General features: G+C 60.9%; 21 protein-coding genes. 16 read left to right on the forward strand and 5 right to left on the reverse strand.

From position 1 onward, the window contains the following. The first annotated feature begins 26 nt into the window (after positions 1–26). Both PMI23_RS05070 and PMI23_RS05075 read left to right on the forward strand, forming a co-directional pair. On the forward strand, positions 27–1,520 hold the full coding sequence (locus PMI23_RS05070; RefSeq protein WP_238539515.1) for an efflux transporter outer membrane subunit: 1,494 nt from the start codon (positions 27–29) through the stop codon (positions 1,518–1,520). Positions 1,521–1,575: 55 nt separating this feature from the next. Further along, on the forward strand, positions 1,576–3,156 hold the full coding sequence (locus PMI23_RS05075; RefSeq protein WP_007917712.1) for a glycosyltransferase family 39 protein: 1,581 nt from the start codon (positions 1,576–1,578) through the stop codon (positions 3,154–3,156). 5 nt (positions 3,157–3,161) lie between these two features. On the opposite strand, the gene PMI23_RS05080 is transcribed toward PMI23_RS05075, so the two are convergent. Together PMI23_RS05080 and PMI23_RS05085 are read right to left on the reverse strand one after the other, a co-directional pair. Then, on the reverse strand, positions 3,162–3,920 hold the full coding sequence (locus PMI23_RS05080) for a slipin family protein (protein ID WP_007917711.1): 759 nt from the start codon (positions 3,918–3,920) through the stop codon (positions 3,162–3,164). A gap of 2 nt (positions 3,921–3,922) precedes the next feature. Further along, complete coding sequence (locus PMI23_RS05085) at positions 3,923–4,453, reverse strand: NfeD family protein (RefSeq protein ID WP_238539513.1); 531 nt, start codon at positions 4,451–4,453, stop codon at positions 3,923–3,925. A gap of 174 nt (positions 4,454–4,627) precedes the next feature. On the opposite strand from PMI23_RS05085, the gene PMI23_RS05090 reads away from it, so the two are divergent. Both PMI23_RS05090 and PMI23_RS05095 read left to right on the forward strand, forming a co-directional pair. Next, the gene (locus PMI23_RS05090; RefSeq protein WP_007917709.1) at positions 4,628–5,089 is read left to right on the forward strand and encodes an aminoacyl-tRNA deacylase; all 462 of its coding nucleotides are present in this window, start codon (positions 4,628–4,630) and stop codon (positions 5,087–5,089) included. A gap of 128 nt (positions 5,090–5,217) precedes the next feature. Further along, positions 5,218–5,463, forward strand: coding sequence for a DUF2789 domain-containing protein (locus tag PMI23_RS05095; protein WP_007917708.1), 246 nt, complete (start codon positions 5,218–5,220; stop codon positions 5,461–5,463). 3 nt (positions 5,464–5,466) lie between these two features. Here PMI23_RS05095 and PMI23_RS05100 read toward each other — a convergent pair whose 3' ends face one another. Together PMI23_RS05100 and PMI23_RS05105 are read right to left on the reverse strand one after the other, a co-directional pair. After that, a complete protein-coding gene (locus PMI23_RS05100) occupies positions 5,467–5,748 on the reverse strand; it encodes a type II toxin-antitoxin system RelE/ParE family toxin (protein ID WP_007917707.1) in 282 nt (93 codons plus the stop codon). Further along, positions 5,745–6,023, reverse strand: a complete 279-nt coding sequence (locus PMI23_RS05105) for a CopG family ribbon-helix-helix protein (RefSeq protein ID WP_007917706.1) — start codon at positions 6,021–6,023, stop codon at positions 5,745–5,747. The genes PMI23_RS05100 and PMI23_RS05105 overlap by 4 nt, the downstream gene beginning before the upstream one ends. Positions 6,024–6,224: 201 nt before the next feature. Between PMI23_RS05105 and PMI23_RS05110 the strand changes: the two genes are divergently transcribed. From PMI23_RS05110 to pgaD, 11 genes are all read left to right on the forward strand, one after another. Then, the gene (locus PMI23_RS05110) at positions 6,225–6,653 is read left to right on the forward strand and encodes a MarR family winged helix-turn-helix transcriptional regulator (protein ID WP_042704904.1); all 429 of its coding nucleotides are present in this window, start codon (positions 6,225–6,227) and stop codon (positions 6,651–6,653) included. Further along, positions 6,650–8,713: an FUSC family protein gene (locus PMI23_RS05115; protein WP_007917704.1), complete on the forward strand. Its 2,064-nt coding sequence runs from the start codon at positions 6,650–6,652 to the stop codon at positions 8,711–8,713. Before PMI23_RS05110 ends, PMI23_RS05115 begins: the two co-directional genes overlap by 4 nt. After that, positions 8,710–8,919 carry a DUF1656 domain-containing protein gene (locus PMI23_RS05120; RefSeq protein ID WP_007917703.1) on the forward strand — a complete coding sequence of 70 codons (210 nt, stop codon included), beginning with the start codon at positions 8,710–8,712 and terminating at the stop codon, positions 8,917–8,919. The genes PMI23_RS05115 and PMI23_RS05120 overlap by 4 nt, the downstream gene beginning before the upstream one ends. Next, on the forward strand, positions 8,916–9,818 hold the full coding sequence (locus PMI23_RS05125) for an efflux RND transporter periplasmic adaptor subunit (RefSeq protein WP_007917702.1): 903 nt from the start codon (positions 8,916–8,918) through the stop codon (positions 9,816–9,818). The genes PMI23_RS05120 and PMI23_RS05125 overlap by 4 nt, the downstream gene beginning before the upstream one ends. Further along, the gene (locus PMI23_RS05130) at positions 9,815–11,257 is read left to right on the forward strand and encodes an efflux transporter outer membrane subunit (RefSeq protein ID WP_007917701.1); all 1,443 of its coding nucleotides are present in this window, start codon (positions 9,815–9,817) and stop codon (positions 11,255–11,257) included. Before PMI23_RS05125 ends, PMI23_RS05130 begins: the two co-directional genes overlap by 4 nt. 93 nt (positions 11,258–11,350) lie before the next feature. Next, positions 11,351–11,986 carry a hypothetical protein gene (locus tag PMI23_RS05135; RefSeq protein ID WP_007917700.1) on the forward strand — a complete coding sequence of 212 codons (636 nt, stop codon included), beginning with the start codon at positions 11,351–11,353 and terminating at the stop codon, positions 11,984–11,986. A gap of 248 nt (positions 11,987–12,234) precedes the next feature. After that, positions 12,235–13,740, forward strand: coding sequence for a YdgA family protein (locus tag PMI23_RS05140; protein WP_007917699.1), 1,506 nt, complete (start codon positions 12,235–12,237; stop codon positions 13,738–13,740). A gap of 249 nt (positions 13,741–13,989) precedes the next feature. Then, positions 13,990–16,470 (forward strand): poly-beta-1,6 N-acetyl-D-glucosamine export porin PgaA, encoded by a 2,481-nt coding sequence (gene pgaA / locus PMI23_RS05145; protein WP_007917698.1) that lies wholly within the window; start codon positions 13,990–13,992, stop codon positions 16,468–16,470. Between the two features lie 12 nt (positions 16,471–16,482). After that, positions 16,483–18,480 carry a poly-beta-1,6-N-acetyl-D-glucosamine N-deacetylase PgaB gene (gene pgaB, locus PMI23_RS05150; RefSeq protein WP_007917697.1) on the forward strand — a complete coding sequence of 666 codons (1,998 nt, stop codon included), beginning with the start codon at positions 16,483–16,485 and terminating at the stop codon, positions 18,478–18,480. Position 18,481: 1 nt separating this feature from the next. Then, positions 18,482–19,837: a poly-beta-1,6-N-acetyl-D-glucosamine synthase gene (gene pgaC / locus PMI23_RS05155; RefSeq protein ID WP_007917696.1), complete on the forward strand. Its 1,356-nt coding sequence runs from the start codon at positions 18,482–18,484 to the stop codon at positions 19,835–19,837. After that, positions 19,834–20,364 (forward strand): poly-beta-1,6-N-acetyl-D-glucosamine biosynthesis protein PgaD, encoded by a 531-nt coding sequence (gene pgaD, locus PMI23_RS05160; RefSeq protein ID WP_007917695.1) that lies wholly within the window; start codon positions 19,834–19,836, stop codon positions 20,362–20,364. The genes pgaC and pgaD overlap by 4 nt, the downstream gene beginning before the upstream one ends. 110 nt (positions 20,365–20,474) lie before the next feature. Here pgaD and PMI23_RS05165 read toward each other — a convergent pair whose 3' ends face one another. Next, on the reverse strand, positions 20,475–21,998 hold the full coding sequence (locus tag PMI23_RS05165) for an apoptosis inducing factor family protein (RefSeq protein ID WP_007917694.1): 1,524 nt from the start codon (positions 21,996–21,998) through the stop codon (positions 20,475–20,477). A 139-nt stretch (positions 21,999–22,137) separates the two neighbouring features. Between PMI23_RS05165 and PMI23_RS05170 the strand changes: the two genes are divergently transcribed. Then, the gene (locus tag PMI23_RS05170; RefSeq protein WP_007917693.1) at positions 22,138–22,698 is read left to right on the forward strand and encodes a YbhB/YbcL family Raf kinase inhibitor-like protein; all 561 of its coding nucleotides are present in this window, start codon (positions 22,138–22,140) and stop codon (positions 22,696–22,698) included. Positions 22,699–22,765 lie beyond the last annotated feature (67 nt).

Here is a 22,765-nt window from a genome sequence, read left to right on the forward strand (position 1 = left end):
AGCGATGGGGTCAGTGGCAGCCACTCATTTTCAGCGCCTTGGTGACAGCAAGCCTCACCGCCTGCACCGTCGGCCCAGACTTCCAGAAACCCGAAGCCACACAAATCGCCGACTGGACTAAGCCGGCCAAGTCAGCCCCCAGCCAAGCTGTCAGCGAACCCCTCAACGAACGATGGTGGGAGGTCTTCCACGACGCGCAACTCTCCGCACTCACTCAGCGTGCGGTGCAGAGCAACCTCGACCTGCAACTGGCCAGCAGCCGTCTGCAGCGAAGCCGCGCCGCCCGCCAGGTGATCACCGCTGACCGTTATCCGAGCACCGCCGCCACGGGCAGTTACGCGCGCAAACGCAACAGCAGCGAGGGCCTGAACGACCCGTCCGGACACAACGGCGATTCCGCCTTCAACCTGTGGGACGCCGGTTTCTCCGCCTCATGGGAACTGGATTTCTGGGGCCGCGTACGTCGCGAAACCGAAGCCGCCGATGCAAACCTCGAAGTCGCCGAAAACGACCGTCGCGGGGTGTTATTGGCCGTACTCGCTGACACGGCGCAAAACTACATTCAGCTGCGCGGTGTACAAAACACCCGCGCCGTCACCGAGCAGAACCTCGACGTCGCCCGCCATAGCCTGAAGCTCTCGCAACTGCGTCTGGCCGACGGTGTGGCGACTGACCTCGACGTCGCCGAAGCCGCCGCGCAAGTCGCCGCGATCGAATCGCGATTGCCGGCGCTGGAGCAACGTCAATCGCAGTTGATCAACGCGATCAGCCTGCTGATGGGCGAACCGCCACAGGCATTGGCTAAGGAGTTATCCACAGACGCCGCCGTGCCGCAGTCGCCGCTGCAAGTCGCCATCGGTCTGCCGTCACAACTTGCCGAACGCCGCCCGGACATCCGTCAGGCCGAAGCGCGCCTGCATGCTGCTACCGCCAATATCGGTGTAGCCAAAGGCGACTTCTATCCGCGCATCACCCTGTCGGGCAACCTCGGCTCGCAAGCCATGCAACTCAGCGACTTTGGCTCGTGGGGTTCACGCGCCTTCGGCATCGGCCCGCAATTCAGTCTGCCGCTGTTCGATGGCGGACGCCTGCGCGGCATGCTGCAACTGCGCGAAGCGCAACAACAGGAAGCGGCGATCGGCTACCAGCAAACCGTGCTGCGTGCCTGGCATGAAATCGACGATCAACTGACCGTCTACAACGCCAGCCAGCGCCGCCGCGACAGCCTCGCCGAAGCCGTCCGCCAGAACCAGATCGCCCTGCGCACCGCGCAACAGCAATACGTCGAAGGTGTGGTCGATTTCGTCAACGTCCTCACCGTGCAAAGCGCGCTGCTGGCAACGCAGGAACAGTGGGTGGAGAGTTCCACCGGCGTTTCGCTGGCGATGGTCGGGTTGTACAAGGCGTTGGGCGGGGGATGGCAGTCGGTTTACCCGGAAGGGCAAATGGCGGCTATGACGCCGGGCGTCGTGAAAGCACAAACCGACATCGACGGTTCTGCCGTGGCTGACCTAAAGTGATGGGCAGGTTGGCGCGTCATACTCTCGTGGCGCTGCGGCGCGGCAAGAGGCAGCAATGGCGGCGAACAGAGTCACGCCAATGGGCGACACGCAAGATCCGTTTGCCGCGCCCGGCTCCTGGTTCGGCAGCTTGCGCTGGGTGCGCTGGATAAAAAATCACTGGCTATGGCCGATCCTGGCGCTGGCCGCATTCGTGCGTTTTTATGATCTGACCGCGGCAGCGATCTGGGGCGATGAAGGTTCCAGTCTGCTGCTGGGGCGCTATTCGCTGAGTGAAATTTGGCAGCACGCGGCATTCGATGTGCATCCGCCGCTGTACTTCATGCTGCTGCATGGCTGGGTCGAATTGTTCGGGGACGGCATTCTGGCGGTCCGCTCTCTCAGTGCGCTGGCCGGCATTGCGGCGGTGGGGCTGGGCGTGTGGCTGGTGGATCGCCTGGCCACCCGTCGCGCAGCGTTCATCGCCGGTGTGTTGCTGGCGCTGTTGCCGACCGCGGTGCGCTACAGCCAGGAAGTGCGCATGTACGCGCTGCTCGGGGCGCTGCTGCTCGCCGCGAGCCTGGCGCTGGTCTACTGGATCCGCCGCCCGCAACGCCAGCGCTATCTGGTGTATTACCTGCTGCTGATGAGCGCGGCGCTCTACACCCACTATTTCGCCGTGCTCGCGGCGCTGTGTCACTGGCTTTATCTGATCGCGATCCGCGTACAGCGTGGTTACCGGTTCCGGCACATCCAGCGCTGGAACTGGTGGCTGGCGAACCTGACCATCGTTACTTTGTATCTGCCTTGGCTGCCCAACCTGCTTGATTTGACGCAGCACATGCAGCAGCTTGAGGCCGGTGGCGATGTCGGTTGGGAGCCTGCCGTTACGTTGAGTTCGCTGCCGTCGATGATCTGGTCATGGTTGATTCAGGATGACGGTGAAAGTTTGCCGTGGCTGATTTTCGCGGCGTTGCCGCTGGCGATGCTGGGGCTGGCAGTCATCGCGGTGATGCGCGATCGCAGTGTGTCGCGCGGCAGTGTTCTGCTGGCGCTGTACACCGGGCTGCCGCTATTGCTGGTGTATCTGGTGTCGTTCATTACGCCGGTATTCATTGAGCGTTATCTGACGGCGTATGCCCTTGGCTTGCCGATGCTGACGGCGTTGGCCATCGACCGTTTGTACAGCCGCGTGCGGATGTTGGCATTGGCAGTGCTGGTGTCGCTGATCGCCGTGGAACTGGTCGGCGTAAACAACAACGCCACGGTCGACACGCATGATCAACTCGACACGGTCGTGAAGTACGTCAACCAGCATTTCCTTCCCGGTGACCGCATCGTCACCAGCGACATGCTCTGGTATCTGAGCTACGTCTACTACGATCGCACCGGGGCGCAGGTGCGCCTCTTCACTCCACCGAACGCCGATGACCAATCGACGCGGCCAAATGAGTACGGGTTCGGCACGCTGGTAACGAGTGATGTCTATCTGAACAGCCTGACCGAGCTGCCAGCCGGAGGCCGGGTCTGGCTGGTCGGAACCGTCGATGAGCCACAAGAGTTCTCACCGCTACCTGCGACCTGGCAGGCCAGCGCTGAAGTACACGCGGGCGGGATGCAAGCACGCTTGTTCGTGCCCAAACCTGCGGGTGAATAGGCGGGTCAGGATTTCCCCGACAAATCCGCCATGCCCTTGAGCAATTCGATCGGCAACGGAAAGACAATCGTCGAACTCTTGTCCCCGGCAATCGAACTCAAGGTCTGCATATAGCGCAACTGCATTGCGCCAGGCTGGCGACCGAGCATTTCCGCTGCTTGCATGAGTTTTTCCGAGGCTTGCAGTTCGCCTTCGGCGTGAATCACCTTGGCCCGACGTTCGCGCTCGGCTTCCGCCTGTTTGGCGATGGCGCGGACCATCGATTCGTTGAGGTCGACATGTTTGATCTCGACGTTGGCGACCTTGATCCCCCAGGCGTCGGTCTGCGCGTCGAGTACCTGCTGGATGTCGATGTTCAACTGCTCGCGCTCGGCCAGCAGCTCATCCAGTTCATGCTTGCCAAGCACCGCGCGCAAGGTGGTTTGCGCCAGTTGGCTGGTGGCAGAAAGATAATCCTCAACCTGAATAATCGCCTTCTGCGGATCGAGCACGCGGAAATACAGCACGGCGTTGACCTTGACCGAGACGTTGTCGCGGGTGATCACGTCCTGCGGCGGCACATCGAGCACCACGGTGCGCAGGTCGACCCGGACCATTTGCTGGACCACCGGGATCAGCAGGATCAGGCCTGGGCCTTTGACCTGCCAAAAGCGGCCGAGTTGGAACACCACGCCGCGTTCGTATTCGCGCAGGATGCGAAACGTCGAGCCGGCGAGGGCAATGACCAGTAACAGCAGCGCAACAAAACCGATTTGCAGACCCATAATCACTCTCCGAGTGGCGCCGCGTCAGTCGCGGCCACTTGCAGCAACAATCCCTTGCGCGCCACCACGCGCACTGATTGCCCGGTGTGCAGCGGTGTCGCGCTGAGCACTTGCCAGCGCTCACCTTGCAGTTGCACCCAGCCATTACGGGCATCGCCCGGTTGCACCGTAGTGATCGCGGTGACACTGCCGAGCAGGCCGGCATCGCCACTGACCGCGTGGCGGGGGCGGGTTTTCAGGGCGCGAATCAGCAGCGCAATCAACAAGAGAGCGCTGATCAGACCAAGGCCGATCATCATCGGCACCGGCAACTCGGCGTTGCTCAGAATCAGCGCGCCGATCACGAACATGATGATGCCGCCCAGCCCGATCACTCCGTAATTGGGCAGCGCCGCTTCGGCGATCAGAAAGACGATGCCCAAGGTAATCAGCCACAAACCGGCCGGACTCATCGGCGGCAACGGGGTGTCAGCGGCGAGGGCTGAGCCGCTGATCAGCAGGAGCAAGGCAAGCGCACAACATCGGCTGTTCACGTGACCCTCCGCGAGCGTCATGGCTGGTTCTTACAGTCTAGTTGAGGGTTGCGCTGGTTGAATTTTGATCAATGTGCGGATGTGTCCAGTGGGCGGAATTCTCTGCGCCAACCCCTCGCCGAACTAGACTCAAAGACACGGCAACCACCGTTCAGCGCAACACCGAGGTGCATCATGCGCATGGCAAGAAAAGTACAGAGCAGCCTGAACCGGGCGCACTGCGAATACGACATCGTCGCCCACCGACACTCGTCCAGCAGCCTGGAAACCGCACGGGTCGCCGGGGTGCCCGCCGAGCGCGTGGCCAAATCGATCATCCTCGACGACCACCACGGGCACTACCTGATGGCCGTGCTGCCGGCCAGTCGTCATCTGGACCTGAGCAAGGTACGCACCAGCGGCGAATGGCAATTGACCCGCGAAAGCAATCTGGCGCACATTTTCGATGATTGCGAACGCGGCGCGGTGCCGCCGCTGGGTGGCTCTTATGGTCTGGACATGGTCATCGACCCGTTGCTGACGCGGCAAAAGGATATTTATCTGGAGGCGGGCAACCACAATTACCTGCTGCACATGAGCATGCCGGAGTTTCTGAAAATGGTGCCGCATGCCGAGGTGCGGGAGTTGAGTGATTAAGTTTTGTGGTGCCGGCACTGAGGCCTTCGCGAGCAGGCTCGCTCCCACAGGTTGATCGCATTCCCCTGTGGGAGCGAGCCTGCTCGCGAATAATCTTCCACACAGCCCATTTTTGAAGGAGTTGATCAATGGAAAGCCCAACACACAACCTCCCATCACTATTCAAACAACTCGGCCTCCCCGACGAACCGGTCGACATCGACAAATTCATCGCCACCCATTCCCCGCTCAAACCCGACTTGCATTTGGCTGATGCGTTTTTCTGGACGAAGAGCCAAGCGGAGTTTTTGCGTGACGAGATTCTGGATGACGCCGATTGGGCGGAGGTGGTGGATCAGTTGAATGTGATGTTGCGCAAGGGGAGAGCGGGGTAATCGCTACGTTGGAAAAGGCCAGGCCCGTGCTGTATGAACCAGCGCCATAATCCAGATCACATCCTGATCTGACTGGTAGACAAGACGGTAGCTGGGATGGGGAATTAATTCGCGAGTGCCAGCAATGATGCCGACCGGGCCAATCTTGGGGTTCTGGGATAGGCGCGAAGCCGCTTCGGTGAAGCGGCGATCCATGTCGAGCGCTGCGCCTGGATTTTTTGCGTGAAGGTAGTCCCAGATTTTTTCGCGATCCTGTACGGCATTTTTACTCCAGATAATCTTCATCCTTGATTTTCTACCTGCCTGCGCCTGGCGGCGAATTGTGCTTCAACTTCCTCGTTGGACACACCTTCACCGGCTGCCATCGATTCTCTTGCAAGGTCGACTTTTCGTTGCAGGAAGGCTTCGTACTCTCGGGCTTCCTGTTGTGTGCGAACAAACTGACGCATCATTTCTCGCATGATCTGCGAAGCAGGGCGATGGGAGGCCTCTGCCTCCGCCATGAACTGCTCACGCAGCTCTGGTTCAAGCTTCATTGTAAAAACGGCTTGTTTTGACATCTGCAGATTCCTTCAAGGTTCTCGGTACTGACGAGGTATATACATCGTCATCACATGAATTAGAAAGCTTCAGTTTGTGCGAGCGACCAGTGGAGCAATTTGTTTCAAAACTTGACTGAAATTCCCCTCCAATGCGATATTGATAGTTAGCAAACTAACAGTGTGCATTTCCCCGTGCCGAACGAACTCGACGCTCTCCAGATGAACATCAGCAGTGCCATGGTGGTGGCCGCCAGGCATTGGCGGAAGATCTGCCAGACCACGCTGGTCAACTACGGAATCTCCGAAGCCTGCGCCGTGCCGCTGTTGATGATCGGCCGTTTGGGCGAGGGCGTGCGCCAGGTGCAAGTGGCGCAGGCGGCCGGGATGGAGAGTCCGTCGCTGGTGCGTCTGCTCGATCAGTTGTGTCATTCCGGCTACGTCTGCCGCACCGAAGATGCCCAGGATCGCCGGGCCAAATGCCTGAGCCTGACCGACACCGGTCGTGAACTGGTGCAAGCGGTCGAGATCGAACTGGTGCGCTTGCGTCACGAGGTGCTCGAAGGCATCGAGCAAAGCGATCTGGAAGCTACGCTTCGGGTACTCAGAGCTTTTGAGGCGGCCCATCCGCCTGTGGTGATCAATTCTTGAACGGTTTTTTCTCTGGCATTCCGCCGGCCCGCGACTGGTTCTACGGGGTGCGGACTTTCGCAGCGTCGATGATCGCGCTGTACATCGCCTTGCTCATGCAAATGCCGCGTCCGTATTGGGCGATGGCCACGGTGTATATCGTCTCCAGCCCGTTTCTCGGCCCGACCAGTTCCAAGGCCTTGTACCGCGCCATCGGGACTTTTCTCGGTGCCGCGGCGGCGGTTTTTTTCGTGCCGATGTTCGTGCAGAGCCCGTATGTACTGGTGGTGGTCATCGCGCTGTGGACGGGCATTTTGTTGTTCCTGTCCCTGCAACTGCGCACGGCCAACAACTACGCATTGATGCTCGCCGGTTACACCCTGCCGCTGATTGCCTTGCCGGTGGTGGATAACCCGCTGGCAGTGTGGGACGTGGCGGAAGCGCGTACGGAAGAGATTTTCCTCGGCATCGCCGTAGCTGCGGTGGTCGGCGCGATGTTCTGGCCGCGCCGTCTGGCGCCGGTGTTCAACGATGCCGTGAGCAAGTGGTTCGCCGACGCAACGACCTATAGCCTGAAATTCCTCAGCCGCGACGTGCAGCCCGAAGAAGTCACTGCGCTGCGCATGGCCATGGTTGCCAACTTCAACAGTCTCGAATTGATGATCGGCCAGTTGCCCCACGAAGGCGCACTACCGCAAACCGTGCGCAACACCAAAGAACTGCGCGGGCGGATGATTCATCTGTTGCCAGTGATCGATGCGCTGGAAGATTCGCTCTACGCCCTAGAGCGGCGCACACCAGAGCTGGTAGAAAAGTTCGCACCGCTGCTGGCCGCAACCCGCGAATGGCTCGCTCATCAGGACGCCGATCTCGACCGCTGGCAAGCGCTGAAAGATCAGCTCGAAGCCCTGCAACCGAGCGTCGAAGCACTGCAAGACCGCAAACAACTGCTGTTCTCCAACTCGATTTATCGCCTCGGCGAATTCATCGATTTATGGCAGGACTGCCGCAGTCTGCAGGACGCGATTCTCTGCGAGCGCCAGGACAGCTGGCGCGCGGTCTACCGTCACTGGCGCCTCGGTCGTCTGACGCCGTTCATTGATCGTGGGCTGATGCTCTACTCGGCGGCCTCGACCGTTCTGGCGATCATCACCGCCTCGGTGCTGTGGATTCTGCTCGGCTGGCCGGACGGCGGCAGCGCGGTGATTCTCGCCGCGGTGGCCTGTAGCTTCTTCGCCTCGATGGACGACCCGGCACCGCAGATTTACCGGTTCTTTTTCTGGACCGGCATGTCGGTGTTGTTCGCCAGCCTTTATCTGTTTTTGATTCTGCCCAACTTGCATGATTTCCCGATGCTGGTGCTGGCGTTTTCCATCCCGTTCATCTGCGTCGGCACATTGACTGTACAGCCGCGGTTTTTCCTCGGCATGCTGCTGACGCTGGTCAACACCTCCTCGTTCATCAGTATTCAGGGCGCTTACGACGCGGACTTTTTTGCCTTCGTGAACTCCAACCTGGCGGGTCCGTTAGGGCTGTTGTTCGCGTTTATCTGGACGCTGGTGGCGCGTCCGTTCGGCGCCGAACTGGCGGCCAAACGCCTGACCCGCTTCAGTTGGAAAGACATCGTCCGCATGACCGAGCCGGCCAACCTTGCCGAACACCGCAAATTGGGCGTGCAGTTGCTTGATCGACTGATGCAGCACCTGCCGCGTCTGGCCCTCACCGGCCAGGACACCGGCATCGCCATGCGCGAAGTGCGTGTCGGCCTGAACCTGCTCGATTTGCTCGCCTACACCCCACGGGTGACCGGCGCGCCGAACGCGCTGTTGCAGCAAGTGGTCAGTGAAGTCGGCGAGTATTTCCGCGCCTGCCTCAAGGCCGGCGAACGCTTGCCGGCGCCGGCCCCGTTGCTGATGACCCTGGATCGTACCCGCCGCGCGCTCAATGGCCACGGCGACGATGAAACCCGCCTGAACCTGTTGCACGCCTTGAGCGGCTTGCGTCTGGCGCTGTTGCCCGGCGTCGAATTCGTCTCCAGTGCCGACTCCGAAGAACCGCTGCCCGATGGAGCGCCCCTATGATCGGTGATCTGGACATCAGCGGCATTTTTCTGCCGACCTTGCTGGTGTTGATGGGCATCACTTATGTGCTGTTTTTGCTGGTGCATGCCGTGCTTACGCGCGTGCACTTTTACCGTCTGGTCTGGCACCGGGCATTGTTCAACGTGGCCCTCTATGCCGTGCTTCTGTACGGCGTGGACTCACTCAGTCGATACCTGATGACATGAAAAAACCGTTTTTGACCATCGGTCGCGTGGTACTGACCCTGCTGATCGTGACTTTTGCCGTTGTCCTCGTCTGGCGCATGGTGATGTATTACATGTTCGCGCCGTGGACCCGTGACGGCCATATTCGCGCCGACATCATCCAGATCGCCCCGGACGTCTCCGGGTTGATCCAACAGGTTGAAGTGAAAGACAACCAGTTGATCAAGCGCGGCCAAGTGCTGTTCAGCATCGACCAAGACCGTTTCAAACTGGCCCTGCGTCAGGCCAAGGCGGCCGTCGCTGATCGCGAAGAAACCCTCGCTCAAGCCCAGCGCGAAGCCAAGCGTAACCGTGGCCTCGGTAACCTGGTGCCGGCCGAGCAACTGGAAGAAAGCCAGTCGAAGGTCGCCCGCGCGCAATCGGCACTGGCCGAAGCCATGGTCACTGTGGACAGTGCGCAGCTCAACCTCGACCGCTCGGTAATCCGCAGCCCGGTGGACGGCTACGTCAACGACCGCGCGCCGCGTCCGCAGGAATTCGTCACCGCCGGGCGTCCGGTGTTGTCGGTGGTCGATAGCAATTCGTTCCACATCGACGGCTATTTCGAAGAGACCAAACTCGACGGCATTCATGTCGGCCAGTCGGTGGATATTCGCGTAATCGGCGACCGCGCCAAACTGCGCGGGCATGTTGAAAGCATCGTCGCCGGTATCGAAGACCGCGACCGTACCAGCGGCAGCAACTTGCTGCCGAACGTTAACCCGGCATTCAGCTGGGTGCGGCTGGCGCAGCGGATTCCGGTGCGGATTGCCTTTGACGATGTACCGGAAGATTTCCGCATGATCGCCGGGCGTACCGCCACCGTTTCGATCATCGACGATCAGCCACGCGACGACCGCAAGCAGGAGCCCGTGCAATGAACCGGGCGCTGATGATCGCCGGGTTGGGCGTGATGCTCTCGGCCTGTCAGATGGTCGGGCCGGACTATCAGGTGCCGGAGGATGCGGCGGTTCAGCGCAAGGATTTTCAGGGCGAACTGGCGGTTGCCGGAAAACCGGTGGTCTCGGCGCCGGTGCCGGCGGATTGGTGGCGTCTTTATAAGGATGCGCGGCTGGATCAACTGGTGCAGCAGGCCATGGCCTCCAACACCGATTTGCGCGTCGCGGCGGCGAACCTGCAACGGGCTCGAGCTCAGGTCGATGAGGCCGAAGCAGCGGGCGGCTGGAGCGCAGGTGTGAAGATGGGCGCGCAGCGTTTGCAAGAGTCTGGTCAGGCATTCTTGCTGCCGGAAAAAGTCCCGGTCGATAACGTCGGCGACATTGGCATCAGTGCTTCTTATCAGTTCGATCTGTGGGGCACCTTGCAGCGTGGCATCGAAGGCGCGAAGGCCAATGCCGACGCGACCCAGGCCGCGGCAGACACGGCGCGGATCACCTTGGTGGCGGACGTGGTTCGTGCTTACACCCAAGTCTGCGCGGCCAATGAAGAACGGGAAATCGCCGAGCATTCCCTGGACCTGCAATCGCAAAGCACCACGCTGATCCAGCGTCTGCGTGACGCCGGACGTGGCGACGAAACCCAGGTCACCCGCTCGCAAACTCAATTCAAATCCCTGCGCGCCGACCTGCCGCGCTATGAAGCGGCGCGTCAGGCCGGGTTGTTCCGTCTGTCGATGCTGCTGGCGAAACCGGTTGATCAGTTGCCCGCCGGCACCGCGACCTGCGCCGAGTTGCCGAAAATCGCCCAATTGGTGCCAGTCGGCGATGGCGCCGCGCTGCTCAAACGTCGTCCGGACATTCGTCAGGCCGAACGACGACTGGCTGCTTCGACCGCCGGGATCGGCGTCGCCACGGGCGAGTTGTATCCGGACATCAGTATCGGCGCGACCATCGGCACTGTTGGTCTCATCGATGACTTGGGTGATCCGTCGACCAACCGCTGGGGCTTTGGCCCGTCGCTGAGCTGGAAAGTGCCGACCAACGGCGCTCGTGCGCGAATCCGCGAGGCAGAAGCGGCGACCCAAGGCGCCTTGGCGCACTTCGACGGCGTGGTGCTCAACGCCATTCGCGAAACCCAGACCGGTCTGGCCCAGTACAGCGCATTGCTGCAACGTCGCGACGCACTGGCCGACGCCGAGCAGTCGGCAAAGCTGGCGGCCGACCAGACCCACCGCTTCTTCCAGGCCGGTCGCGAGTCGTTCCTCGCTGATCTGCAAGCAACGCGCACCTACACCGATGTCACCGCGCAACTGGCCGCCGCCAACACCCAGGTTGCGATGAGCCAGATCGATTTGTTCCTCGCCTTGGGCGGCGGTTGGGAAAGCGGACGAACGCACGCTGCAAGCCCCAGCAAACCCTGAGGCCGTTGCTATGCTTTGAAGTGTTGAAGGGGCGCCCCGTGCAAAGCGCCCCTTCAGCGCACATTGCTAGCGCTGGTCTAGGGGAAACCAATAATGAAAAACCCTTACGCTCTCGGCTTCTGGTGCGCCCTGGTAGCGTTGGTGCTGCTCTCGGCCACTTATTTCTACGGCATCATGCTGGCCCACCAGATCGACAAGGCCATGGTTTTCCTCGACAGCGCCGTCGCGCTGATTGCGGTCATGGCAATCGTCGTGGTCGCCTGGGCGTCGCTCCAGGTGCAGCGGGTCAAGAAACGGCAGCTCGAACAGGGCAAGACCCTGGTGCTGATCTGGGATACCAAAGTCGCCCTGCGCCGGGTCGAAACCGTGTTCGACCGGTATTTCTGGGGTAGCTACTGGCAACCCGGGCGGACCTTCGCCGAAGTCATGGGCGAACTCACCGGCACGCCATTGGAAAAAAGTCTCGAAGCGCTGAAAAAGCAGTGTCTGGAACTCGACAAGCAGATTGATGGCGAGGGCTGGCATTGGTTGAACAACGCCCGCGAATTGTCCGATGTCGCCACGGCCATGGCCCGCGAGCGCTATCAACTGGATTTCTGCGATCCGCGCGCCGACGGGCCGGGCGGGGCGGTGATCGATCGGGATTTTGAGGTTCTGGTTTACACCTGGACCGCGCGGCTGAAAAGCTTTGATCATCAACTGGATGAGATTGAGGTTCAGTATTCCTGAACAGCGAAAGATCGCAGCCTGCGGCAGCTCCTACATTGGAACGCGTTTCTCTGTAGGAGCTGCCGCAGGCTGCGATCTTTTTGCTTTCCCGAGTGTCCATAGACACTCTTTAACCTTTAAACATTGGGCCAGCTCACGCGCCCGGTGCTAATCTCCACCGCTGAATTCAGCGCAGTCGAGCCGCGACCCGGTCACGGGTTCAGGGAAGACGACCACACTCACAGCCACGGAAATCGATCAGGTCATTCATGAATAAATCAGCAGGCGTGCTTCTCGGAATTGTTGTTGCCATCGGCGCGATCAGTGCAGGCGGGGCCTGGTACACCGGGACCAAGATCGAAGGCGTGCTGAACAACGCCGTCACCAACGCCAACCAAGAGCTGCAAACCGCGATGGCCGGCTCCAACGGCACCGCGTCGCTGGAACTGGTGTCGCTGGAGCGCCACACCTTCACCAGCACCGCGCACTACCGCCTCAAAGGTGAAGGCGAGATGTTCGGTGATGCGCCGGTCGAACTGCTGTTCGTCGACCACATCGAACATGGCCCGCTGCCATTCTCGCGTCTGGTTTCGCTGAAATGGCTGCCGGTGATGGCCACCAGCAACTACGAGCTGGAAAAAAGTCCGGCCACCGAGAAGTGGTTCGCCGCCACCAAGGGCGCCGCGCCGCTCAAAGGCGTGACCAGCCTCGGCTACGACGAATCCACTACCAGCACCCTCGACCTGCTGCCGTTCGAAACCGCACTGGATGAGCAGTCGAGCCTGAAGTTCTCCGGCCTGACCATGAACATCTCCGCCAACGCCAAAGCGCAGAAGGTCAAGGCGGACGGCTACATGGACAACCTGAAACTGGTTACGGTGGCTGAAGATCAGGCGCCGGTGCAGGTCGAACTCAACGGTCTGACCCTGGCCAGCAACCTCGCCAAGAGCAGCTACGGCTACTACACCGGGGAAAACACCCTGGTGCTGACCAACAGCAAAACCACCTTCGGCACCAAGCAATCGGTGCTCGGCGTGAAGAACTTCGAAATGAAGAACCTCACCGAAGAAAACGGCAGCAATGCGTCCGGCCGTGCGGACTATAAGGTTGGCGAAGTCAGCCTCAATGACAAGAAAATCGGCTCGGCCAATATGGCCATGAGCCTGAAAAACCTCGACATCCCGTCGACCATGTCGCTGATGCAGATTTACCAGACCAAATTGCAGCCTTACGAAAAAGCCGCCGCTGAAGCCGCCGCCGCTGGCCTGCCGGCACCTGAGCTGAACCTGACCGAAGCTGAAAGCGCGCAAGTCAAAGCCGATCTGCAAAAACTGCTGGCTGCCGGCCCACAGTTTGCGCTGGAAAACCTCTCGTTCAATACCGCCAACGGTGAGAGCAAGGCCAATCTGGTGATCGACCTGACCAAGCCGCAATCGATGGATCTGCCGCCGGATCAGTTGGGCAAACAACTGATCGCGTTGCTCGACCTGAATATCCAGGTGTCCAAGCCAATGCTGGTCGATCTGCTCAGCGTGCAGGCGCAACTCGACGGTCAGACCGATGCCAAAGCCATCGTCGATCAATCCAAGGAAGCGGCCGACATGTTCGCCGGCATGGCCGTCGGTTCGCAGTTGGCCGTCGTCGACGGCACCAACGTCGTGACCAAGCTGCATTACGCCGCCAATCAGGTCGAATTCAACGGCCAGAAGATGACCGTCGAGCAGTTCGTCGGCTTCCTGATGAGCAAGTTCGCAGGCGTCACGCAAGTGCAGTAATTCTGCGTTCTTAATAGCAACGCCCGGCCTCTGTATCGCACAGACGCCGGGCGTTTTGCTGTCTGGCGTTCGGGTTTTTGGCGTTTCCGGAGCACGATTCTGAACAATTATTGTGTTCCGGATACTGGTCCGCGCTTGCGTGCAAGACTGCCTGACTAAGCTTGGCCGTTGCATGTGCATGGGCGGCCACCGTTACGAAAGGGCAAGGAGGGCATTGCGACCCGGCTGGCCATGTAAGGATGCTGACGAATGCCGCGTATTGATGTTCCTGTATTACATCGTGGTTTACGCCCTTTGTTTCGAGTCGCGCTGTGCAGCCAGTTGCTCTGGCCGGCGCTGGCGTTTGCCGACACACCCTACGATCAGATGGTGCGCGACGCCCGTGCCGGGCAAACCACGCCGGCGCTGACGGTTTTGCGTCAGGTGCCACCCGGCCAGTCGACCACCGGGCAGATCAGCGATCACCTGCAAATCGCCAGTTGGGCCGGACTCGACGCCGAAGTGGTGCAGGTCTATGAAACCCAGGGCCGCGACCGCGTGCTGCCGGTTCAGGCGCTGACCGCCACTGCGCGCGCCTACCGCAACCTCAAGCGCTGGGATCAAGCCACTCAGGTCTACAACAAGGCTCTGGCGCTGGAGCCGGATAACGCCGATCTGCAACTGGGCCTGGCCCTGACTCAGGCTGATGCCGGTAAGCCCGACGAAGCGGTGACCCGCGCCAAAGCGCTGGTAGCGGCCAAACCTGATGATCCTTCCCGCCGTCTGGCGCTGGGCTACGCGTTGACCCGCGCCGGCAAACAGTACGACGCCCTGTTCGAATACGATCAAGCCTTCAAACGCGCCGGCAACAAACCGGACGTCGCTCGTGAATACGTGGTTGCCCTGCAAAAGGCGCGTCTGCCGGAACCGGCGTTGCGTCTGACCAATCAACGTCCGGGTCTGATTGATCCGCCCACGTTGCGTCGCCTCGAAGGCGATCTGGCTGCCGAGCGCGTGCGCCTCGCCGAACTCGCCACCCGCAGCGAAAAAGAACGCTACGTCATCGCCGATCGCGCGCTGGCCGACTACGACAAGCTGATCGCTACCTGGACGCCGGACGCCAGCGCTCAGGATGACGTGACCCGCTGGCGCATCGACCGCATGGGTGCGCTCAAGGCCCGGGTACGCACGGCAGACGTCATCACTGAGTACCAGAAGCTGCAAGCCGAAGGCGTGAAGATTCCGACTTACGCCCTGCGCTGGGTGGCGGCGTCGTATCTGGATCAGCGTGAACCGGAAATCGCCACGGGCTTGTATCGCCAGGTGCTTTCGGCGCCGGACGCCGATGTCGGTGATCGCCTCGAAGACAGCACCGCGCTGTACTACGCGTTGTTGGAAAGCGACCGCGCCGATGAAGCGCGCAAAGTCGCCGAGGACGCCGCCAAGTCTCAGCGTCCGCGTGTCGAACTCAAAGGTTTGCCCATCGGCAACCCCAACCATGAATGGATGGACGCCCAGCAGTTGGCTGCGCAGGCCGGGACCTATGGTTCCGATTTGCCCCACAGCGAAGAACGCTTGCAGACGCTGGTCGATCAGGCCCCCGGCAATGTCGGCTTGCGTCTGGCCCAGGCCGACCTGTATCTGGCGCGGCAATGGCCGCGCCGTGCGGAACTCCAGCTCAAGGAAACAGAGAGCATGGTGCCGCGCGGCATGGGCCTGGAAGTCGCGCAGGCGCGCACGGCGATGACGCTGCAGGAATGGCGGCAGATGGATGCGCTGACCGATGACGTGGTCGCGCGTTTTCCTGATAACCGTCAGGTCCAGCGAGCAGCGCGCGAGCGCGAAGTGCATGACATGTCCGAACTGCGCGTCGAAGCCTACGGCGGCAAGGCCAATGGTGGCGGCAGCGGCGATGCCGGAGCCGTCAGCGGTAGCCGCGATTTCGGCATCCAGACTACCCTGTACAGCCCGCCCATTGATGAAGACTGGCGCGTGTTCGCCGGGGCCGGTTATGCCACCGGCGACTTCGCCGAAGGCACCGGGCACCACCGCTTCCAGCGCGTTGGCCTGGAGCGGCGCACCCGCGACATGACCCTTGAAGCGGAAGTCTCCAACCACTCTTACGGGTTCGGCGACAAACAGGGCGCGCGTCTGGCGATCGCCCGCGACATCAATGACCACTGGCAGTACGGCGGCAGCCTCGAATACCTGTCGGCCGAGACGCCATTGCGCGCGCTCAACAGCGACATCAAGGCCAATGGCGGCAGCGGTTTCATCCGCTGGCGCGCCAATGAAAGTCGCGAGTGGCGTCTGTCGGTCAGCCCATCGCACTTCAGTGACGGCAACAACCGCGTCGAAGCCTTGCTTACCGGCCGTGAGGGCGTCTACAGCGCGCCGAACGTGCAGGTCGATGCAGGACTGGAAGTCGGCACCAGCCACAACTCCAAGTCCGATGACGTGCCGTACTTCAACCCCAAATCCGATTTCAGCGTGATGCCGCTGGTCAACGTCAATCACGTGCTCTACCACCGCTACGAAACCTCTTGGAGCCAGCAGTTCCAGGCCGGCGCGGGCACGTACAGCCAACGTGATCACGGCACTGGCGGCATGGCCTTGCTCGGTTACGGCCAGCGTTATGCCTGGAACGACGTATTCGAGGTGGGCGGTTTGCTCAGTGTGATCAACCGGCCCTACGACGGGGATCGGGAGACCGATCTGCGTCTGCTCGTCGACCTCACTTTCCGCTTCTAGAAGAGTTTGAAGATGCCTTTGATTTCGCGTTTCATCCTTCTGCTGGGAGCGCTGCTGGTCAGCGCCTGCGCCCAGCAAGCTCCGGCCTTCGCGCCGCCGTCCGAGCGTCCGCTGGCGGCCAGCGAAAAACCGTGGCCGAAAAACCACGTGCTCGGCATCGCCTATCACGATGTTGAAGACCGTGATCCCGATCAGGCGGTGGTCGCGGTGCGCACCGAGCGCATGATCGAACAGCTCGCCTGGCTGCGTGAGAACGGCTACAAACCGGTCACCGTCGACCAGATCATGGCTGCGCGCAAGGGCGGCCCGGAGCTGCCGGCGAAAGCGATTCTGCTCAGCTTCGACGACGGTTATGCGAGCTTCTATACCCGCGTGCTGCCGGTGCTGCGCGCCTACAACTGGCACGCCTTGCTGGCCCCGGTCGGCGTCTGGATCGACACGCCGCTCAATCAACCGGTGGATTTTGCTGGCGCCCCGCGTGCGCGTTCCGACTTCCTGACCTGGGATCAGGTGCGTGAAATCTCGCAATCGGGTCTGGTGGAAATCGCCGCGCACACCGACGCCAACCACAAAGGGATTCTGGCCAATCCGCAAGGCAACATGCAGCCTGCCGCGGCGACCCGGCGCTACGATCCAGTGACCAAACGCTATGAATCCGAGGCCGATTTTCAGGCTCGGATTCGTGTCGACGTAAACAATATCTCGGAAAAAATCCGCAAGGTCACCGGCAAGAAACCACGGGTCTGGGTCTGGCCGTATGGTGCGGCGGACGGTACTTCGCTGACCGTGGTCGGCGAGGAGGGCTACGAAATGGCCCTGACCCTCGACGACGGTCTCGATGCCCTCGACAACCTGATGAGCAGCCCGCGCTTCCTGGTTTCCTCCGATCCCGATGGCGAGGTTTTCTCCAATAGCATCGTCGACGTGCAGTCGGATTTCGTCATGCGTGTGGTGCACGTTGATCTGGACAACGTCTACGACCCCGACCCGGCGCAACAGGACATCAACCTCGGCAAACTGGTGCAGCGCATGGCCGACATGGGCGCCAACACGGTGTTCCTGCAAGCCTTTGCCGATCCGCAGGGCGATGGTCTGGTGCACTCGCTGTACTTCCCCAACCGTCACTTGCCGGTACGTGCCGACATTTTCGACCGCGTTGCCTGGCAGCTGCGCACTCGCGCCAATGTGAAGGTGTTTGCGTGGATGCCGGTGCTGAGTTTCGGCCTCGATTCGAAACTGCCACGTGTCACCCGCTGGGACCCGAAAACCGGTACAACCGCTGTCGATCCGGATCAGTACACACGCCTTTCGCCGTTCGATCCCGAGGTGCGGCGGATTATCGGTGAAATTTACGAGGACGTAGCGCGCCTGACCTCGGTCGACGGCATCCTCTATCACGACGATGCGCTGCTTTCGGATTTCGAAGACGCCAGCCCTGAAGCCTTGAAAGCTTACGCCGCCCAAGGTTTGCCCGGCTCGATTGCCGCGTTGCGCGATGACCCGGCAGCGATGCAGCGCTGGACGCGGTTCAAGAGCAGATACCTCATCGATTTCACCAACGAGTTGACCGCCAAAGTCCGCGCCATCCGTGGCCCGCAGGTTATGACCGCGCGCAATATTTTCGCCGAGCCGATGCTCAATCCCGAGAGCGAAGCCTGGTACGCACAGAACCTCGACGACTTCCTGCAAACCTACGACTGGACCGCACCGATGGCCATGCCGCTCATGGAAAAACAGACCCAGGCCGAGTCCGGCCCGTGGCTGGAAACCTTGGTGCAAACCGTCAGCAAGCGCCCCGGAGCCCTGAACCGCACGGTGTTCGAATTGCAGGCCCGCGACTGGACGAAAAAGGATCAGGCCGATATCGACGGCGCGCATCTGGCGGACTGGATGAGCCGCCTCAAGCGCCAAGGCGCGACCAGTTTCGGCTACTACCCGGACAACTTCCTCGACAACCTGCCGGACCTGAAAACCGTAAGGCCTGCGCTCTCCAACAAATGGAATCCATAACATGCTGGATAGACTGTTAGCCCTGCTTGTTCTGGCGCTCGTCCTCGGCGTGCCGCTGGGCCTGATCTTCCTGGTGACCGGGCAGTTCCTGATGGACTTCGTGTTCTTCTACCCGCTGTTCATGTCCGGGTTGTGGATTGCCGGCGGCCTGTATTTCTGGCTGCACTGGGAGCGCCACTGGCCGTGGCAGGACGACACGCTACCGCCGCCACTGGAAGGCGAGCCGCTGATCTCGATTCTGATCCCTTGCTACAACGAAGGTGACAACGCCGCCGACACCATCCACGCGGCGCTGGCCCAGCACTACCCGAACATCGAAGTCATCGCGATCAACGACGGCTCCAAGGACAACACCGCCGAAGTGCTGGATGCGCTGGCCAAGGAAGATCCACGTTTGCGCGTGCTGCATCTGGCGGAAAACCAGGGCAAAGCCGTCGCATTGCGCATGGGTGCCATCGCGGCGCGCAGTGAATATCTGGTGTGCATCGACGGTGACGCACTGCTGGCGCCGAACACCGCGGCGTATCTGGTTGCACCGATGCTGGATAACGCACGCCTCGGCGCAGTGACCGGCAACCCACGGATTCGTACGCGTTCGACGCTGGTCGGGCGGGTGCAGGTCGGCGAGTTCTCCTCGATCATCGGGCTCATTAAACGCACGCAACGGGTGTTCGGGCGGATCTTTACCGTCTCCGGCGTAATCGTCGCGTTCCGCCGTAGCGCGCTGAACCGCGTCGGTTACTGGAGCCCGGACATGATCACTGAAGACATCGACATCAGCTGGAAGCTGCAACTCGATCACTGGAGCATCTTCTACGAGCCGCGCGCGCTGTGCTGGATCCTGATGCCGGAAACCCTCGGTGGTTTGTGGAAGCAGCGTTTGCGCTGGGCGCAGGGCGGCGCCGAAGTGCTGTTCAAAAACATCCGTGGCATTTGGCAGTACCGCCATCGTTATCTGTGGCCGCTGCTGTTTGAATACTGCCTGTCGACCGGTTGGGCATTCACCTTCCTGCTGTCGGTAATTTTCTGGGGCGTCGGCAAGTTCGTGGTCATGCCGGAGGCCATCGCGGTGGATCACTTGATGCCACCGGCGTTCACCGGGCTGTTGCTGGCGTTCGTCTGTCTGGTGCAGTTCGCCGTCAGCATCATCATCGACCGTCGCTACGAGCCAGGTTTGGGCAAGACCATGTTCTGGGTGGTCTGGTACCCGATCGCGTTCTGGTTTGTCAGTTTGCTGACGACGCTGGTCAGCTTCCCGAAAGTGCTGTTCGGCCAACATCAGAAACGCGCGCGTTGGGTCAGTCCTGATCGGGGCATCAAACCGATCGGCGACGACGAAGAGGAGGTCATCAAATGAAAATCATCCGGACCCGCCAACGGCCTTTTCTGGTCGTGGTCGATGTGGTGCTTACCGTAGTGGCGTGGGTGGGGCTGTTGTTCTTGCTGATCCGTGGGTTATGGCCATTGATTGAAACCTATGCGGGTGGGCCTCGCATCGATCACTCGGCGTTCGACGCGCTGGGCACCCTGCAGATTTATCTGTGGATTGCCTTGGTCAACGCGGTGATTCTGATTTCCTGGGCGCGTTATCAGCAGCGCAAAAGTCGCAGTTTTGCCCAGCGCCGCTTGCCGTCGCCGGTGATCGACGATGAAGGCTTGAGCAAGAGTTTCAAGCTTTGCGATGACCGCTTGCAGAAACTGCGCACGCCCGGGGTGATGACCATTCACAACGATCAGGAAGGCGACATCAGCCATGTGGTGACGCATTTCTGGCCGGTGCAGCAGGAAGAATTGCCACCGCCGCTGGCACCGCTGGAGCATCCACGGGTGATCTTTCTGCATGCCGAGGATGACGATAATCGCGAACCCCTTACCCGGCTTTGATCGTTCCCACGCTCTGCGTGGGAATGCCTCTTGGGACGCTCCGCGTCCAGTGACGCGGAGCGTCACGGGCTGCATTCCCACGCAGGAGCGTGGGAACGATCAATCGGCCGCTAATCGCGGATCAGTGTCCAGGCTTCCTCCATTGGCAGAGGTTGCTTCATGCGCTCGGCCAGCAGCGCCATCGCCCGTTCCTTCTCGCAAGCCACAGCGGCGACCAGAACACCGTTTCTACCGAACAGGCCAATGAACGGCGGTTGTTCGGGCTCGCCAAGAAACTGCACTTCATCCCAATGTTCGGCGTGGCCGAGGTAGTCGTAATTCTTGCCGAAGTGCCAGGTCCAGAAGAACGGCACGTTGAGGTAATGTTCGTCGCCACCGAGCATGTTGGCAGCGGCGATTCGTGCGTGTTGCTGAGCCAGGCGCCAGTGCTCGATGCGTTGCGGCTGGCCGTGGAGCGGGAAGGTGGCGATGTCGCCGATCGCCCACAGGCCTTCGGTGACACGCATGCCGTCATCGACGCGCAATGACTGATCTTTTTCCCTCGGCAGTGACGCAAAAGCTTCGGTGGCCGGATGCACGCCGACCCCGGCCAGCACCAGATCCGCCGAAAGACGCAGGCCATTGTCCAGCAATACTGTCTCGACTTTGCCATCGCCGATGATTTCGGTGGCTGCGTGCTCGGTAATGAATTTCACGCCGTTCTGTTCGTGCAGCGCGCGGATCGCCTTGCCCACAGCCTCACCGAACTGGGCAGCGAAAGGAATTGCGTGCCGAGCCAGCACCGTGACGTCGAGACCGTATTGGCGCAGGGCCGAGGCGCATTCGAGGGCGATGAAGCTGTCGCCGATGATCACTGCACGTTGTTCCGGTCTGGCAGTGTTCATGATCCGTTCTGCCTGAGCTTTTGAGCGCAGCACGAATACCTGTGGAAGATCTGCGCCGGGTAAATCCAGCGGATTGGGCTCGCCGCCAGTGGCGAGCACCGCCGCGTCGTAACGCAGCGACTGGCCGTCTTCGAGGTGAAGGGATTTGGCCGAGGCATTGATTGAGCTGATTTCACCTCGTTGGCGTTCAATGCGCTGGTCTTTATAGAAGTCATCTTCACGCAACGGCGGTATTTCTCGCGGGGGCATGTCCCCGGCGAGGACAAATTTGCTCAGCACCGTACGGTCGTAACCCGCCTCCGGCTCGCGATCGATCATCACGATACGGCCACCGAAACCCTTCTCCCGCAACGCCGCCGCGCATGCCGTACCTGCTGCGCCGGCGCCGACAATCACAAACGTACGCGAATCATCCACCGGAGGCGTATGCGGGTCGGGCAACGGTTGATCGTCGACCCAAACCTCTTCGCCACGCAGCTCCAGTGGATATCGCTTGAGGCTGTCGAGGGCCGGTGGCTCGCATAACGCGCCATCCTCCGCCCGAAACGCAGCCTTGTGCCACGGGCAGATCAGGCGTCCGTGACACAACGCTCCGTCAGCCAGCGGCGCGCTGGCATGTGGGCATTCGCCCTGAAACGCACGTAACAGGCCGTTCGCGCGCAACAGCACAATCTTGCAGTCGCCGATTTCAACTTGCAGGCCACGGTCTTCAGGGACATCGGCGAAACGGGCGACGCGGTGCAGGGACATGTTCGACTTCCTCGCAGGCATTTCTCTTGTGAGTTTGCGTCGTAGTGCGAGGTTCAGCCATTTGCCACTGCCACGGCACGAACGGTACAGCTATAGTTTGCAAGCCGACGACGGCCCCACTGCACAAGGTGCTCCCGGAATGACCCGATTGACCTCTCTCAACCCCTGGCTGGCGGCCCTTGCTGTCACCCTTTGCGTGCAGTTTCCGGCGCAGGCCCAGGAGCGTTTCACCCTGAACATCCCGGGTGTTTCCGATAACCGCCTGTTCACCTCGGCAGCGGCCAGCGATGCGCCCGGTTGCGGCGGCAAGAACCAGTCGCCGGCGCTGAGCTGGAACGCAGGACCTGCCGGCACCCAGAGTTACGCGATCGTCATGCACGATCCGGACGGCCAGAAAGGCCTGGGCGTCGATCACTGGATTCATTACGGCATCAAAGCCACCACGCACCAGATTGCAGCGGGTGTCGGCGCCAAATCCGCGTTCGAAGGTGTCGGCGGCACCAACAGCAAGGGCAACACCCATTACATGGGGCCGTGCCCGCCAGTGGGCGACAGCGCGCACCATTACATTATCCAGATCTACGCGCTGGATCTGGCCCCGGACGCCTTGCCGGCCGGTTTGACTCGCGCCGAACTGATGGAAAAAATCAAAGGCCATGTGCTGCGTAACAGCAGTGCGGTGCGGCGTTATCACCGCTGAAAATATTTTTAGCGGCGTTTAACCCGAACTGAAAGGGCTGCCCGTCTCAGTGGATGAATGCTCAATT

This window comes from Pseudomonas sp. GM24 (assembly GCF_000282235.1).
Classification (GTDB): Bacteria; Pseudomonadota; Gammaproteobacteria; order Pseudomonadales; family Pseudomonadaceae; genus Aquipseudomonas.

Bases quoted from the DNA above. Each gene is read 5' to 3' on its own strand.
- PMI23_RS05170 (WP_007917693.1), top strand. From the start codon at position 22,138: ATGACCCGATTGACCTCTCTCAACCCCTGGCTGGCGGCCCTTGCTGTC.
- PMI23_RS05075 (WP_007917712.1), top strand. From the start codon at position 1,576: ATGGCGGCGAACAGAGTCACGCCAATGGGCGACACGCAAGATCCGTTT.
- PMI23_RS05090 (WP_007917709.1), top strand. From the start codon at position 4,628: ATGCGCATGGCAAGAAAAGTACAGAGCAGCCTGAACCGGGCGCACTGC.
- PMI23_RS05105 (WP_007917706.1), bottom strand. From the start codon at position 6,023: ATGTCAAAACAAGCCGTTTTTACAATGAAGCTTGAACCAGAGCTGCGT.
- PMI23_RS05135 (WP_007917700.1), top strand. From the start codon at position 11,351: ATGAAAAACCCTTACGCTCTCGGCTTCTGGTGCGCCCTGGTAGCGTTG.
- pgaD (WP_007917695.1), top strand. From the start codon at position 19,834: ATGAAAATCATCCGGACCCGCCAACGGCCTTTTCTGGTCGTGGTCGAT.
- PMI23_RS05095 (WP_007917708.1), top strand. From the start codon at position 5,218: ATGGAAAGCCCAACACACAACCTCCCATCACTATTCAAACAACTCGGC.
- PMI23_RS05165 (WP_007917694.1), bottom strand. From the start codon at position 21,998: ATGTCCCTGCACCGCGTCGCCCGTTTCGCCGATGTCCCTGAAGACCGT.
- PMI23_RS05110 (WP_042704904.1), top strand. From the start codon at position 6,225: ATGAACATCAGCAGTGCCATGGTGGTGGCCGCCAGGCATTGGCGGAAG.
- pgaC (WP_007917696.1), top strand. From the start codon at position 18,482: ATGCTGGATAGACTGTTAGCCCTGCTTGTTCTGGCGCTCGTCCTCGGC.
- PMI23_RS05120 (WP_007917703.1), top strand. From the start codon at position 8,710: ATGATCGGTGATCTGGACATCAGCGGCATTTTTCTGCCGACCTTGCTG.
- PMI23_RS05125 (WP_007917702.1), top strand. From the start codon at position 8,916: ATGAAAAAACCGTTTTTGACCATCGGTCGCGTGGTACTGACCCTGCTG.
- pgaA (WP_007917698.1), top strand. From the start codon at position 13,990: ATGCCGCGTATTGATGTTCCTGTATTACATCGTGGTTTACGCCCTTTG.
- pgaB (WP_007917697.1), top strand. From the start codon at position 16,483: ATGCCTTTGATTTCGCGTTTCATCCTTCTGCTGGGAGCGCTGCTGGTC.
- PMI23_RS05140 (WP_007917699.1), top strand. From the start codon at position 12,235: ATGAATAAATCAGCAGGCGTGCTTCTCGGAATTGTTGTTGCCATCGGC.
- PMI23_RS05100 (WP_007917707.1), bottom strand. From the start codon at position 5,748: ATGAAGATTATCTGGAGTAAAAATGCCGTACAGGATCGCGAAAAAATC.
- PMI23_RS05130 (WP_007917701.1), top strand. From the start codon at position 9,815: ATGAACCGGGCGCTGATGATCGCCGGGTTGGGCGTGATGCTCTCGGCC.
- PMI23_RS05080 (WP_007917711.1), bottom strand. From the start codon at position 3,920: ATGGGTCTGCAAATCGGTTTTGTTGCGCTGCTGTTACTGGTCATTGCC.